The sequence below is a fragment of the Arthrobacter sp. B1I2 genome (assembly GCF_030816485.1).
Taxonomy (GTDB): Bacteria; Actinomycetota; Actinomycetes; order Actinomycetales; family Micrococcaceae; genus Arthrobacter.
This window is the reverse complement of record NZ_JAUSYC010000001.1, coordinates 3,391,064-3,404,640: the sequence shown is the minus strand read 5'-3', so window position 1 is coordinate 3,404,640 and position 13,577 is coordinate 3,391,064. Positions and strand designations below refer to the sequence as shown.

Below are 13,577 nucleotides of genomic sequence, written 5' to 3'. Positions count from 1 at the left end.
TTCACAGGAGACTTTCATGCCATTTTCAGACTATTCAACTGCCCTCGTGACAGGCGCTTCCACAGGGATGGGCGCCGCCATCGCCGAACGCCTCACCAAGAGGGGCCTTACCGTCCATGCAGTAGCCCGCAACGAGGAACGGCTCAAAGAGCTGGCGGACAAGACGGGCGCAGTTCCCCACGTCGTCGACTTGACCGACACGACAGCCCTGACCGCCGCGGTCCAGGACCTGGAGATCGACGTCCTGGTCAACTGCGCCGGCGTCTCCCGGCCGGGCAACATCCTTGATTCATCCGAGCAGGACATCGACGAACTCGTGGACGTCAACCTCCGCGGGCTGCTGCAGCTGACCCGGCTGGTCCTGCCCGGCATGGTGGAGCGCGACCTGGGCCATGTGGTCAACATCAGCTCGATTGCCGGCCTGTACAACTTCTATGGCCACACTGTTTACCACGCCACCAAGGCCGCGGTGCACCAGGTCTCCCGGCAGCTCCGGAACGATACCGTGGGCAAACGGATCCGCGTCACGGAAATCTGCCCGGGGCGGGTGGAAACGGAGATCTTCGGCCGGAACATGGGCGGCAGTCCCGAGGCCATGCTTGAGGCCTGGGAAACCTACTATGAGGGCTACGAGTCCCTGACCACGGACGACATCGTCAACGCCCTGGACTACGCGATCGATACCCCACGCCACGTGAACGTCGGCATGCTCGAGCTCATGCCTACTTTCCAGGTTCCGGGCGGTCTGACGTTCAACCGGCGCGGGCAGGCCGCCTGACCAGCGGCTTGCAGCCAACCCCTTTCACCACCAACCGATAGGCTTCACCGATGCAGCACGTGCACAGCGTCAGTTTCCCGGATTCCCAGCTCCTGGCCAACCTGTCCCCGCTTCCGGGCAGCCTCCAGGGGGTGGTCTGGGACATGAAGGAAGCGCCGGCAGAGGACAAGGACGGGATCGACGCCGTCATCTTGCCCTACATTGACGCTTCCGCTGTCCTGGGCTCGCTTGCGCACGTACCCAACCTAAAGTTCGTGCAGACCCAGTCAACAGGCTACGACGGCGTCTGCGAGGCCGCAGGTCCGGCCGCCGGAGTTGCCACCGCCTCGGGCGTCCACGCCGCTGCCACTGCCGAGTTGGCCGTCGGCCTCATCCTCGCCAAGTTGCGTGGGATCGACCAGGCCGTAAAAGACCAGCAGACCGAAAGCTGGAAGCCGCAGCGCCGCCAGTCGCTGGCCGACCGGAAGATTCTGTTGTTGGGAATCGGCGGGATCGGCAAGGAACTTGCCCGCCGCCTTGAGCCCTTCGAGGTCACCATCACCCGAGTGGGAAGCAAAGCGCGCACCGATGAAGAAGGACAGGTCCACGGACCGGAAGAGCTGGCGGCCCTTGCCGCCGGTCATGACATCCTGGTCTCCGTCCTGCCCTTGACTGATGACACCCACCACCTCGTGGGCCACGAAGTCCTGGCCGCCCTGCCGGACGGCGCGCTGGTGGTGAACGTGGGCCGCGGCGCCGTGGTGGACACGGACGCACTGACCCGGGAAGTCGTGTCCGGCCGCCTGCAGTGCGCCATCGACGTCGTCGATCCCGAACCGCTGCCTGCCGGCCATCCGCTGTGGTCAGCGGAGAACGCGCTCATCACACCGCACGTGGGCGGCAACGCGTCAGCCTTTGAACCACGGATCCTGAAGCTCCTGAAGCGCCAGCTTGAAGCCCTCGCGGCCGGTGAAACCCCGGCCAACCTCGTCCAGCAGGGGCCGTTCGCATGAGCGCGCTCTTTGATCTGTCGGGCAGGGTTGCCCTGGTGACCGGCTCCAGCCGGGGCATCGGCTCCTCCCTGGCGCGGGCGCTGGCCGATGCCGGTGCCACGGTGGTGCTGAACGGAGTCAACCCGGAACGGCTCAAGGCGGCCGCAAGTGCGCTGGCACGGGACTTTCCGCCGGGCCGGGTGCACAGCATCGCCTTCGACGTCACGGATGACGACGCCGCCGCCCGGAGTATCCAGTGGATCGAAGAAAACGTGGGTCCGCTGGAGATCCTGGTGAACAATGCCGGGATCCAGCACCGGGTGCCGATGCTGGAGTTGGATGTGGCGGACTGGGAGCGGGTGCTCGCCACGGATCTGACGAGTGCTTTCCTGGTGGGCCGGGAAGCTGCCCGGCACATGATTGGCCGGGGGCGGGGCAAGATCATCAACATCTGCTCGGTGCAGGCGGACCTGGCCCGGCCCACGATTGCACCGTATGTCGCGGCGAAGGGCGGGCTGCGGAACCTGACCCGGGCGATGACGGCGGAGTGGGCAGGGTCCGGGCTGCAGATCAATGCGGTTGCGCCGGGCTATATCCATACGGAGATGACGCAGAACCTGGTGGATGATGGGGAGTTCAATTCCTGGATCCTGGGCAGGACGCCCGCGCACCGGTGGGGCACGGTGCAGGATTTGGCGGGGCCGGTGGTGTGGCTGGCCTCGGACGGGTCGGACTTCGTGAACGGACAGACCATCTTTATTGATGGCGGAATGACGGTGGTGGTCTGATGGCAGCAACATCCCTTAGCGTGGCGGAACTCCCGGCGTCCGGCCCGGCTCTGGTGGCGCATGCCGCAGGGGACCTTCGTGTTGATGAGGTGCCGTTGGCCCGGCCGGCACCGGATGAAGCGGTGGTCGAGGTGATGTACGGGGGGATCTGCGGGTCGGACCTGCATTACTGGCTGCACGGAGCGGCGGGGGAGTCCATCCTGAAGGCGCCGCTGGTCCTGGGCCATGAGATCTCCGGGGTAGTGGTGCGTGCCGCCGCCGACGGGTCCGGACCGCAGGCCGGGACCGCCGTCGCGGTCCACCCGGCAACCCCGGGTCCGGGTGCGGCGAGGTTTCCGGCGGACCGGCCCAACCTGTCCCCGGGGTGCACGTATCTGGGCAGCGCGGCCCGTTATCCGCACACCGATGGTGCGTTCAGCCGGTACGTGAACCTGCCCACACGGATGCTGCGGGCCCTGCCCGAGGGGATGGACCTGCGTACCGCTGCCCTGATCGAGCCCGCCTCGGTGGCCTGGCACGCCGTGTCCCGGGCCGGCGATGTCCGTGGGAAGACCGCCCTGGTGATCGGCTCCGGGCCCATCGGCGCCCTGGCCGTCGCGGTCCTTAAACGCGCGGGCGCCGCCCGGATCACCGCCGTCGACCTGCACCCCAAACCGCTGGACATCGCCACCGCCGTCGGCGCGGACGAGGTGATCAATGCCGCCGACGCCGCAGCGATCGCCGCCGTGGAGGCCGACGTCGTGATCGAATCCTCAGGCAACCACCACGGCCTCGCATCCGCCATCCAGGGCGCGGCGCGCGGCGGGACCGTGGTGATGGTCGGGCTGCTGCCCACAGGCCTGCAGCCGGTGCCCATCTCCCTGGCCATCACGCGCGAACTTGACCTCAAAGGCTCCTTCCGCTTCAACGACGAAATCGATGAAGTGATCAGCGCCCTCGCGGACGGCTCCCTGCGCATCGACCCCGTCATCACCCACGAATACCCGCTCGCAGAAGCCCTGCACGCCTTCGAAGTGGCCAAAGACTCCACCACCTCCGGCAAGGTGCTCCTCAGCTTCGGCGAACCCGGACCCGCGCAATGAGCGCGAACCTGCCTCCGCTGGTGGTCATGGGAGTATCCGGCTGCGGAAAATCAACCATTGGCGCCCACCTGGGACAGCGGCTCGGCGTCCCCTTCTACGACGGCGACGACTTCCACCCTCCGGCCAATAAGGAAAAGATGGCCGCAGGAATCCCGCTGACCGATGCCGACCGGGAGCCGTGGCTCGGCCGGCTGGGGGAGTTGCTGGCAGGAAAGATCGACGGCGGCGCGACAGTCCCGCCGATCGTCGCCTGTTCTGCGTTAAAGCGCCGATACCGGGACCTCCTGCGCAGCTACGCGCCGGACCTGGTCTTCATCCACCTCGCCGGTGCCGCCGCAACAATCGGGGCCAGGATGGACGCCCGCGCCCACGAATTCATGCCGCGCACCCTGCTGGAATCCCAGTTCGCCGCCCTGGAGCCGCTGGAAGCCGACGAGGCGCACGTCCTCGCCGACATCACGCAGCCCCCGGAACTCCTCGTTGAGAGGGTGGCCCATGAGTTGCAGGGTGGGGGTGAACAGGTCCGTGTCAATACCGACATAGCCGGACCTGTACGAGCCTGAGGTGTGCAGGAAGAACAAATACCTAAGTCGCGGACAACGAGATGCTCTGCCAGAACTCACGAACACGTTTTCGTCCCGGTGTCTTTAGCGAAAGGACGTAGAGAAAGTGCACTTCGACGTTTAGGGTGAAAAGCACCTTGGCCGTCGCCTACTCCAAAACGATGGGTGGAGGAGCCTTAAGTTCGAATTGCCTGTCCACGGTTTGGCCCTCTTTGAGCCATAGCGTGTCGCCCTCGACCCGGTCCAACTGATCCGACGCGATGTACGCGTGGCCGGCCAACAGACCGGACCTGTCGACTTTCACATAGCCGGTCAGCAGCAACCTCTCTGCAACGTGGTGGGGCAATTTTGAAGTCGAAGCAAAGGCCTCAATTCCGGTGTTGGCGAGGCCGCCTGTTTCGGGGTCGGTCTGACCTTCCGCAGTAACTGCCTCCGGGTCACCCATTTTTAGCGCCTCGACCTTGCCGAGCTTCTTCCCATTCGAAGCTACTACTTTCATTCCTTCCCGCACCTGCTCGATTACCGCCATGGCCTCCTCCTTCATCCTGCAACAGCCGAGCTCAAGGCCAGTGTAGGAGTGAGGGGCCGCTGGTAATAGAGGGAGTACTGGCCTGTTGCAGGGCTACACTCACAAGGGTGTCGATAAGGGCAGATTAGGGCACTGCGAGCTTCGCCGACCCCGCGAAATCCTGGGCTGGCAGAGTCGCAGATCCAACAATCCCGCCACTTCAGGTGTCCACCAACAGAGGTTACCCCCACATTTCACATTCGCTCTTCATCGCGAGAGGGCACCAAAGAGCCATCGCATCGGGTAGACCCGGTTAAATGACTGTAGGGACATTGCCGCATCTACAGGGAGGAGTAGGGGTTTATAGGCTTTCTTTTTGATCTGGAAGCCCCAGCTACGGGCTGCCGGTTGGCTTGGCGATGTGCTTCCGGCGGAGGTCGGCCTGCTCGACCAGTTCAGACATCCACGGACGTTGCCCCCGGTGGAACGCGATCCCGTCCGGCAGTCCCTTGACGGTAGGGATGCAGTCTGTGATGTCGATGGCGATGCGGCCGCTGCCCAAAGGAGCGTTGCTGATATGCAGGTCTCCATAGGACGTTGGAAGAACTGGATCCATCCATACCCCACCGACGGAAATAACTGGGTCATACCGCATCAGGCTCGTTACAAGCTGGATCGGCGCGGCGGCTGCCCAGGCCTGAGGGGAACAAGCCGTCGGATAGGGGACGGGGGCGGCGAGCTGGTCCCTGCTGAATCCGCAGAACAGTTCCGGCAGTCGGCCGTCGGAGTACTCGGCCGCGTCCAGAATGCCGGTGGTGATCCGTTGCGCCTCGGCCACGAAGCCATAGCGGAGGAGCCCGGCTGCCACTATCGCGTTGTCATGGGGCCAGACCGATCCGTTGTGGTAGCTCGCTGGGTTGTAGGCGCCCATGTCGCTGGCCAGCGTGCGTACGCCCCAACCGCTGAACATTTCCGGCGACATCAGTCGTTCAGCTACCTGTGGAGCCTTGTCCTCGTCAATGAGGCCTTGGAGTAGGCAGTGCCCCATGTTGGAGGCACATGCATCCACCTGCCGCTTCTTGCCATCGAGGGCGATGGCGTAATACCCGCGCTCAGGGATCCAAAATTGCTCGTTGAACTGCTTCTTCAGCCGCGCCGCCCGATCGGCAAGTTCATTCCCAAAGGTGATGTCTCCAGCGTCGTACGCCAGCCACGCCCGTGAAAGGTAGGCGACGTAGACATAAGCCTGCACCTCACAAAGTGCGATCGGCGGCTCGGCCAACGTGCCGTCGGCGAAGTTGATACCGTCCCATGAATCCTTCCAGCCCTGGTTGACCAGTCCCTGGTTGTTGAGGCGCTGGTACTCGACGAAGCCATCGCCGTCCCTGTCCCCGTAATTAAGGATCCAGTCCAGCGCGCGGTCCGCGTGTGGCAGCAGGGCCGCGATGGTATCTGCGGCGAATCCCCACCGGCTGACTGCTCCGAGCACCATCAGGAACAGGGGTGTGGCGTCGATGCTGCCGTAGTAGTTTGTCTTGCCACCCAGTGACAACTCGCTGGTGACGTCGAGCCGGACCTCGTGGAGGATCTTGCCCGGTTCCTCCTCGGACACCGGGTCCACTACGGTTCCTTGGCGGTCGGCCAAGGTCTGGAGCGTGCCCAAGGCCAGGGATGGATCCACTGGCATAGCCATCACTGAAGCCCACAGTGAGTCCCTGCCGAACAGTGTCATGAACCACGGGGCGCCTGCAGCCACGACGACACGCTCCGGATGGTCCGGGTCCTCGATCCGAAGTGCGCCCAGGTCGTCATAACTGCGGCGAAGGATACGTTCGATCGAGCGGTTGCCCATCTGCAGCACCGGGATCTTCGCCACCCACTCCCGCCGCCTCAGGTCCCGCGGGGACAATCCCTCCCCGTCAGGATGGACAAAAGACGCCGAACCGGCCTCCTCTGTGCCGGGCACCACCGTCAGGACAGTGCTCCATTGCCCGTGCGCCGGAACAGACACCCGGAACATCACGGCGTCCTGCGTTATGTCTGCACCCGGTGCCTGGACAATCATGCTTCTTAAGACGTCCTGCCAGCGGGCCCGGATTATCAGCGCGCCCCCGTCGGCTTCGCGGGTTTCGTCCCAGCGGCGCTGAACCCTTGCCTCCTTAACCTCGAAAAGGTCCGCGAAGTCCGCCTCGACCTTCAGGGCGATCCTGCATTCGACCGGCTTCGTGGAGTAGTTGCGGACAAGAACCTGTTCCTGGATTCCTGCCCCCACTTCGCGCACTCGCTCAACAATCAGCGGGCTGTCAGCGTAGCCGTCGGATTTGGGAACCCGACCGACAAACAGCGCCCGGTACGGCTCCTTCATTTCCGCCGTCAACGCTTCAAGGGGCTGACCGTTACAGGTAAAGCTCCAGCCTGAGAGGATGCGGGCATCCCGCACGAAAAGCCCATGCGGACGATCGGCATGAATATCCCCGTTAGGTAAAGAAATGCAAAAGGAGGACCCCTCAACCAAAGTGACCGTCCCGGCCCCCAGCGGCCCAGCTGCCGTATCAGCATTCCATCCGACCACCGCGACCTCCTAAAGAAACGAGCGGGGGCATGCTGTCCCCCGTTAGTCCTGCGGCCGCCAGCTCCACTGATTCACCAAACGACGCTACGCTTTCTTGCTTTCCCAAGCTAGCCCCCAGGCGACACCTCAACAGAAGCCTCACTTACAGCCCGATGCACTCGGCTACTCCCTGCATTAGGCCAAGCTCCCGCCCGGTTTGAAACGCCGATAACCGGCCTTCGGTGAAGCTGACAATCGGCAGCTGTGCGATGCCAGTTGTCCTGCCCTAGGATGACCGCACCGGGAACGGGTACGACTGGCTCGACACCCCCGGCAGCCCATGGAAAGTCATGGGCGCGTGGGGGACCGATGGATGGGACGCCGGGTCCTGGCCCTGCCCCACGTCTTCTTCGCCACCGCTACCCACCACGATCGCCGGACCTGGCAGCCAAGGACGGCGTGCCCTGCGGCCGGTGAGAGGTCGCCGAGGGGAACAAACGCGCTATTAGCCGCAAGGAGGGGCCAGGGCTGGCGCTGCGGTTCCTCGGGCAGGTCCTGCAAGAGCTCGTGGAGCGTTAGTGCGCCCGGTCCGTGCTGCATCGCAGGCAGACAGCGAAGCGCCCCAGGAGAGTGGGCTCCTGGGGCGCTTCTGGGCGTTGCGGTCAATCAGGCGAGGCACCCGCCGAGCGCGATCGTCCCGTCGATGACGGCGATGCGGTCCAGGACCGCCTTGTACTGGGCCTGCAGGCCGGCGACGACGAGCTTCTGGGCGGCGACGGCGTCGCGGTTGACCTTCTTGGCGCTTTCCAGGGTCCGTAGGGTTGCGGACTCGGTGACGATCTTTGCGTCGAGAGTGTTCAGGTCGGCCTTGGCGGTGGTCAGGGCCGCCTCTTTGTCGCTGATCGCCTTATTGAGCGTGTTCAGCGAGGTCTGCAGCGGGGTGAGCTGGTTCTGCAGGGACAGGATTGCGTTCTCGGCAGCGGTGATCGAGGTGTTCAGCGTGCCCAGCGTCGTGACCAGCTTGGCCACCTCGCCGTCGAGCCGGGTGACCTCGGCGGTCTCGTTGGTCACCGCGGTGTTGGCGGCCGTGAGGGTGGTCTGCAGACCCGGCAGGGCCTCCTCGAGCGCCTTCAGTTCACCCTGCTTGGTGGTGATCTCCGCCTTGGCGGCGGTCAAGTCCCCGGTCAGCCCGGGCAGGGCAGCCTCCAGAGCGGCGATCTCGGCCTTCTTGGCCGTGACCGCGGCGTTGGCGTTGGTCAGGGCGGTGTTCGCGGCGGTCTGCGCGGCCTTGGCGTCGGCCAGCGTCTCGGTGGCGGAGGTGACCTGCCCGTTGGCGCCGGCGAGGCTGGTTTGCAGGCCCGGGAGCTGCTGCTGGAGGTTGCTGCTCTCCTGCTGCTTGGCCGACAGCTGGGAGTTCAGCGTCGCCAGCTGACCCTGCAGCTTGGTCAGGTCCCCGTTCAGGGCGGTGATCAACGCGGTCTTGGTCGCCGCCTGCTGCTCCGCGGCAGCGATCTCCGCCTTCTTGGCGGTGATCGAAGCGTTCAGCTCCTGCTTCTTCTTGTCCGCGTTGCCCTTGATTGCAGCGAGCTCGGCCTCCAAGGCGGCGAGCTGCGTCTTGAGCGCGGCGGCGTCGGCGACCGGCGTCGCGTTCGCGGCGGCGATCTCCTTCTCCTTGGCGGCGATCTCGGCGCTCTTGGTGGTGATGTCACCCTGCAAACCCGCGATTTCGGTCTGCAGCGCAGGGAGCCTGGCCTCGATGGTACCGATCTGCTGGGTGAGGGTCGTAACGCTCTGCTCGGCCAAGCGCAGGTTTTCCTCTGCCTTGACCACGGCGGAGGTCGCGGCGGCGGCGTTCGTGTCAGCAGCCTTGGCGGTCGCCTCGAGCGCCGGCAGCGCCGCACGGGCGTCCGCCAGGTTCTTCTCCGCCGCGTCCACCAGCGCCTGCGCCGCGTCACCCTGAGCGACGAGACCGGCCAGCTCCTGCGTGGCCTTCTCGATCGCGGTCACCTGGTTGTTGACCATGGTCTGCGCCGCCGTCGCAGCGCCGGCCAGGGTCTGCAGGCGGGTCGTCGCGGCGGCCAGGTCGGCCTCCTTAGTCGCCTTGTCGGCGAGGGCCTGGGTCTTCTTCGTGTTGAGGCCGGCGAGCTCGGTCTGCGCGGCGGTGAGCTGCGTCTGTAGCGGTGCGATCTGGTTCAGCAGCGCCGTGTTCTGGCCCTGGAGCGTGGTCAGCTCGGTGTTCGCTGCGGCGATCGCGGCGGTCAGCGTGGCCTTGTCGGCCTCGAGCTTGGTCAGCGACATCGTCACCGTGTCGATCTGACCGACGAACGTGGCGTACTGCGCGTCCAGCGAGGCGATCTCCTTCTCCGCTTCGGTGATCTGCGTCGTCAGGGTGTTCTGCGTGGTGACCAGCGCGGCCCGCTCGGCGGTCAGCGTCGCGATCTGCTCCATGTTCTGACGCGCCGCGGCCTTGAGCAGGTTCGGCTGCGCGTTCCCGCGGTACGCGAGCTGGTTCGTCACACCGTTGCAGATGCCCGATACAGGGGCGGTCTCGGCCGACGCCTGCGGCGCGAGAACCAGCATGCTGGTCAGGAATCCCGGTATGATGACAGCGCTTGAAACGCGGCGGACAAGGACGGATTTCGCACTAGTGGCGCGCACAGTCACCCCTGGTGATTTTGCGGTGGGTCCGGTCGCGACGCGAGCCGAAGATTCCTTGCTCATGGTGTTCCTTAGTTCAGGCCCGTTGGGGCATGCTGTTTTGGAGTAGAAGATTGGAGAGTCCGCGCAACGGTTTTCATTGAACGCGAATAACCCTGCCGTTCAAGCGGATCAGCAGTGGCGGAAGCATTCCTGCAGGTGTGTCAGCAATCTGGGTTCCAGCCCCTTAGCGTGGCAGCGGGCCCGCCCTGATGAATCAAGGCTACGGCGGAACGGGACAGGAAAACCGTTTACCCGCGTTCAAATGCCTAAACGCTGATTGCGGTCAGGAGTAGACAGTAAGTCTGCAATCCCAGAGGTGGACAGGACCGGCCCGACAGCATGGAGCGCCCGGAAGTACGTCACCGTTCACGCTGGGGGCCCGCCTGCTGCAGTGCTCGCCTCAAACGGCGTGCAGAAAGGTCGGCCTCACCGAGTTGAGTACTTGCTCCCTATGGAGAGCAGACACGTTGTGCCCCGTCTTGTTGTACGCGAACCTGTTACCCGTGCGCCCGTGGCTCACCATGATCATGGACGATTACTCCCGCGCGACCGCGGCTACATGCTCTTCCTTGAGGCGCCCTCCGCCCTGAACACCGAGCTGGCGCTGCGGCAGCGGATCTGGCCCAAAGCCGGCCCGGGGGTGGCCGACGTGCGGGAACCCCCGACGTCCTCTACGTCGACCAGAACTGGTCCAGGACTCATCGCGCAGGGCGTGAACCAGAAGATCCGCTGGCTGGGTTTCTTCCGCACCGTGTACTACCAGCCCGTGGTGACGGCCACGGTCGCCGCCGCGTGGGTCTGGCTGTGGATTTACCATCCGGGCGCAGGCTTGAGATGTGGGCAGGATCGACCGACCTTACCGACCAGATGTCATTCTCAATGGCCAAGACGGCGTGCTCACCAACTGCCCCTTAGAGGACATAGAGACGCTTGCGGCGGGCAGCACAGCCTTGCGGTATGACGCTACCGCCGGTAGCGCCACCAACGGAAAGCTGTCCACCGTCTCTGTCTCTTCTCAAAGGCCTACCAAAAGGCCATCACCGGCCTTACCGCTGTTGGTTGTCGGGCTAAGAAAGTGCAGCGGATGAGCATTATGGGGCCGTTGCCTCAGGGTGCTCCGGTAGGAGATATTCACGCCGCTCTACAAATTCAGCTAAAGACAAGCGCCGAACAATAACTATCAAAAATAGACGGGCTTGAATCAATACCCTGACTCCTTCACTCTCCGGTAAGGCCTGTTCCTGTAGGTAGAGCGCTTTTAGGAATCAGGTAATTGGTACCCGGTTTTTTCGACGGTTGCGGCATTAGTGTGTGGAAATTGGCGGTCGAAGACTACGCCTGAGGCAGCACAGTGATGCACTGGCCGCTGAAACTGGTGTCGAAGTGACTCCGAAGACGGGATCTTCGCATGGGTGCTGGGTAAGGGGACTGATGTCGGTTGAGGATCGTCTTGGTGGGGAAAGGCTCCGACTCGCCCTGCGGCTGACACTGGTTGGGTGGGTCCTCGGGTTCGTGGTGACCGGCTTTGTGGTGTGGAGCCCTCACGTGTTGTTTGGGTACCGCAGCCCAACTCTTCACTTGGTACTAGACTCCGTTGACGCGTGCGTGGCCTTGTTGGTGGCATATTTGCTTGCCGGCCGTTTCATACGGCGCAGAAGGCTTCATGACTTGCTGCTCGCTCAAGGCCTGGTGCTTCTGATGGCTGCAGGAACTGGCATGTCATGGCTAACGGGATCATTGACTGGGGATCGCGACGGAAGCCTTAGCGTGTGGCTTCCACTTGCGCTTCGGTTTATCGGTGCAGCCCTCATTGCGGCCGCGGCACTGGTAAGCCTGAACCGGGAGTCACCGTCGAAATCGGGGCTGCGGACGGTGACCATACCTGTAGCTCTTGTCATCCTGATGTCGTTAGTCCTTTGGGCAGCTAGGGCCCAACTGCCCGTCGCCGTTGACCCCTCGATAAACACTGCGTCGCAACCTTTGTTGTTTGCCGTTCATCCTCTGTTTCTTGCTGCCCAAGGCATGGCAGCTCTATGTTTTTTCGTGGCGTCTATCGCTTTTACGAGGCGTGCGGCAAATCGTGATGACTCGCTACTGTACTGGCTTGGCCCCGCTTGTGCCGTTGCAGCCTTCGCCCGTGTTAATTACGCACTGTTCCCCTCGCTGTACACAGATTGGTTCTACACCGGAGATCTGCTGCGGACCGGGTTCTTCGTCTTGTTGCTGTTCGGAGCCAGCCGGGAAATCAAGCAGTACTGGGACGCATATGCTCATGTAGCCGTTCTCGAGGACCGGAGGCGGCTCTCCCGCGAGCTGCATGATGGCGTCATCCAGGAGCTCGCCCTGCTCCGAATGGAAGGACACTCCCTGCCTCCTAATTTTCCGGCCAGGAGCCGGATTCTCGCCGCCTGCGATCGATCCCTGGACGAAGCCCGTGCGGCCGTCCACGCCCTTGGCCATGGCGGGGACGAGCCCCTGGGCTTGGTATTGCGCCGGACAATGCGGGAGTTGGCGCAGAGGTACCGGGTGCGCCTGGACATCCAAGTCGATGATTCCATCGAAGCCAGTGCGGACCAGCAGCACACGTTGCTGCGTATCATCCGCGAGGCAGTGGCAAACGCGGCGCGCCACGGTCACGCCCAACACCTGTCCGTGCGATTGGGTAAGGAAGGTGACCGGAGGCAACTGGTTGTAGAAGACGACGGCGAAGGTTTTGACGTTGGCGGCGCCACAGGCGCCAACGCTGGCTACGGGTTGGTCAGTATGCGGGAAAGGGCTCGAAATTTGCCCGGATACCTTGACATTACGTCCCGCCCGGGAGAAGGAAGCGTGGTTACGGTGACATGGTAGAGCAGCAGCGCTTACGCGTAGTGATGGCTGATGATCACGCTCGCATCAGGGCGAAGGTCCGCCAGGCGCTTGAAGTGGGCGGCTGGGAAGTGTGCGGAGAAGGCGCGACTGCCGCAGAAGCGGTCGAGCTCGCCCTGAAGCACCGTCCCGACGTAGTCCTGCTTGACATCAACATGCCCGGTAACGGGATCTCCGCCGCCCAGGAGATCAGCAGGACGCTACCGGAAACAGCTGTTGTGATGCTGACTCAATCCGCAGACGATGAGGATCTCTTCGATTCCCTACGTGCCGGGGCCACCGGCTACTTACTCAAGACTACGGACCCGCTAACACTGACCGACGTTCTGCGGGGGGTTCTCGCCGGCGAGGCGGCCATGTCTCCTGCACTCGTGACCCGCATCCTTCAAGAGTTCAAAGCGCCCGCGCGAAGAGTTTTGAACTGGAAGCCGGCGGCGGTGGCGAAGCTGAGTGCGCGGGAGTGGGAGGTCATGGAGCTTCTCGCTACAGGGCTGTCCACCGAGGACGTCGCAAATAAGCTTTTCGTCTCTCCAACCACGGTCCGGGTACACGTCTCAGCGGTCCTGCGAAAACTCCGGGTCAAGGACCGGGAGAGCGCCTTCCGTATGTTGAGGGAGTAGCAGAAGAGTGTGCCTCATCCAATTGGGGCATCACGCCCCTCGACACTGCTGGTATATACGAACCGAATGTGGAGTGGGTGACGTAGAGACCGACGCCCGAATCAACTGACCAGATCAACTGACGTCCACGTTGGGTTGGGGCGGAGAT

10 protein-coding genes are annotated in these 13,577 nt (G+C 63.7%); 7 read left to right on the top strand and 3 right to left on the bottom strand.

Features of this window, described 5'->3' with window-relative positions:
- Positions 1-16 precede the first annotated feature (16 nt).
- The 5 genes from QFZ57_RS15890 to QFZ57_RS15870 are packed head-to-tail and all read left to right on the top strand — an operon-like array spanning position 17 to position 4,182.
- A complete protein-coding gene (locus QFZ57_RS15890; protein WP_306900905.1) occupies positions 17-778 on the top strand; it encodes an SDR family oxidoreductase in 762 nt (253 codons plus the stop codon).
- A 50-nt stretch (positions 779-828) separates the two neighbouring features.
- On the top strand, positions 829-1,770 hold the full coding sequence (locus QFZ57_RS15885; protein WP_306900904.1) for a 2-hydroxyacid dehydrogenase: 942 nt from the start codon (positions 829-831) through the stop codon (positions 1,768-1,770).
- Positions 1,767-2,537: an SDR family oxidoreductase gene (locus tag QFZ57_RS15880; protein ID WP_306900903.1), complete on the top strand. Its 771-nt coding sequence runs from the start codon at positions 1,767-1,769 to the stop codon at positions 2,535-2,537. The genes QFZ57_RS15885 and QFZ57_RS15880 overlap by 4 nt, the downstream gene beginning before the upstream one ends.
- The gene (locus tag QFZ57_RS15875) at positions 2,537-3,619 is read left to right on the top strand and encodes an L-idonate 5-dehydrogenase (RefSeq protein ID WP_306900902.1); all 1,083 of its coding nucleotides are present in this window, start codon (positions 2,537-2,539) and stop codon (positions 3,617-3,619) included. The genes QFZ57_RS15880 and QFZ57_RS15875 overlap by 1 nt, the downstream gene beginning before the upstream one ends.
- Positions 3,616-4,182 (top strand): gluconokinase, encoded by a 567-nt coding sequence (locus tag QFZ57_RS15870; RefSeq protein WP_306900901.1) that lies wholly within the window; start codon positions 3,616-3,618, stop codon positions 4,180-4,182. The genes QFZ57_RS15875 and QFZ57_RS15870 overlap by 4 nt, the downstream gene beginning before the upstream one ends.
- Before the next feature lie 148 nt (positions 4,183-4,330).
- Here QFZ57_RS15870 and QFZ57_RS15865 read toward each other — a convergent pair whose 3' ends face one another.
- The 3 genes from QFZ57_RS15865 to QFZ57_RS15855 all read right to left on the bottom strand — a co-directional run bounded on the left by QFZ57_RS15865 (position 4,331) and on the right by QFZ57_RS15855 (position 9,962).
- Complete coding sequence (locus tag QFZ57_RS15865; protein WP_306900900.1) at positions 4,331-4,711, bottom strand: hypothetical protein; 381 nt, start codon at positions 4,709-4,711, stop codon at positions 4,331-4,333.
- Between the two features lie 373 nt (positions 4,712-5,084).
- Complete coding sequence (locus QFZ57_RS15860; RefSeq protein ID WP_306900899.1) at positions 5,085-7,262, bottom strand: amylo-alpha-1,6-glucosidase; 2,178 nt, start codon at positions 7,260-7,262, stop codon at positions 5,085-5,087.
- A gap of 645 nt (positions 7,263-7,907) precedes the next feature.
- Positions 7,908-9,962 (bottom strand): chromosome segregation ATPase, encoded by a 2,055-nt coding sequence (locus tag QFZ57_RS15855; RefSeq protein ID WP_306900898.1) that lies wholly within the window; start codon positions 9,960-9,962, stop codon positions 7,908-7,910.
- A gap of 1,584 nt (positions 9,963-11,546) precedes the next feature.
- Between QFZ57_RS15855 and QFZ57_RS15850 the strand changes: the two genes are divergently transcribed.
- Both QFZ57_RS15850 and QFZ57_RS15845 read left to right on the top strand, forming a co-directional pair.
- Positions 11,547-12,791 (top strand): sensor histidine kinase, encoded by a 1,245-nt coding sequence (locus QFZ57_RS15850; RefSeq protein WP_306900897.1) that lies wholly within the window; start codon positions 11,547-11,549, stop codon positions 12,789-12,791.
- Positions 12,785-13,429, top strand: coding sequence for a response regulator (locus tag QFZ57_RS15845; protein WP_306631281.1), 645 nt, complete (start codon positions 12,785-12,787; stop codon positions 13,427-13,429). Before QFZ57_RS15850 ends, QFZ57_RS15845 begins: the two co-directional genes overlap by 7 nt.
- Positions 13,430-13,577: the final 148 nt, after the last annotated feature.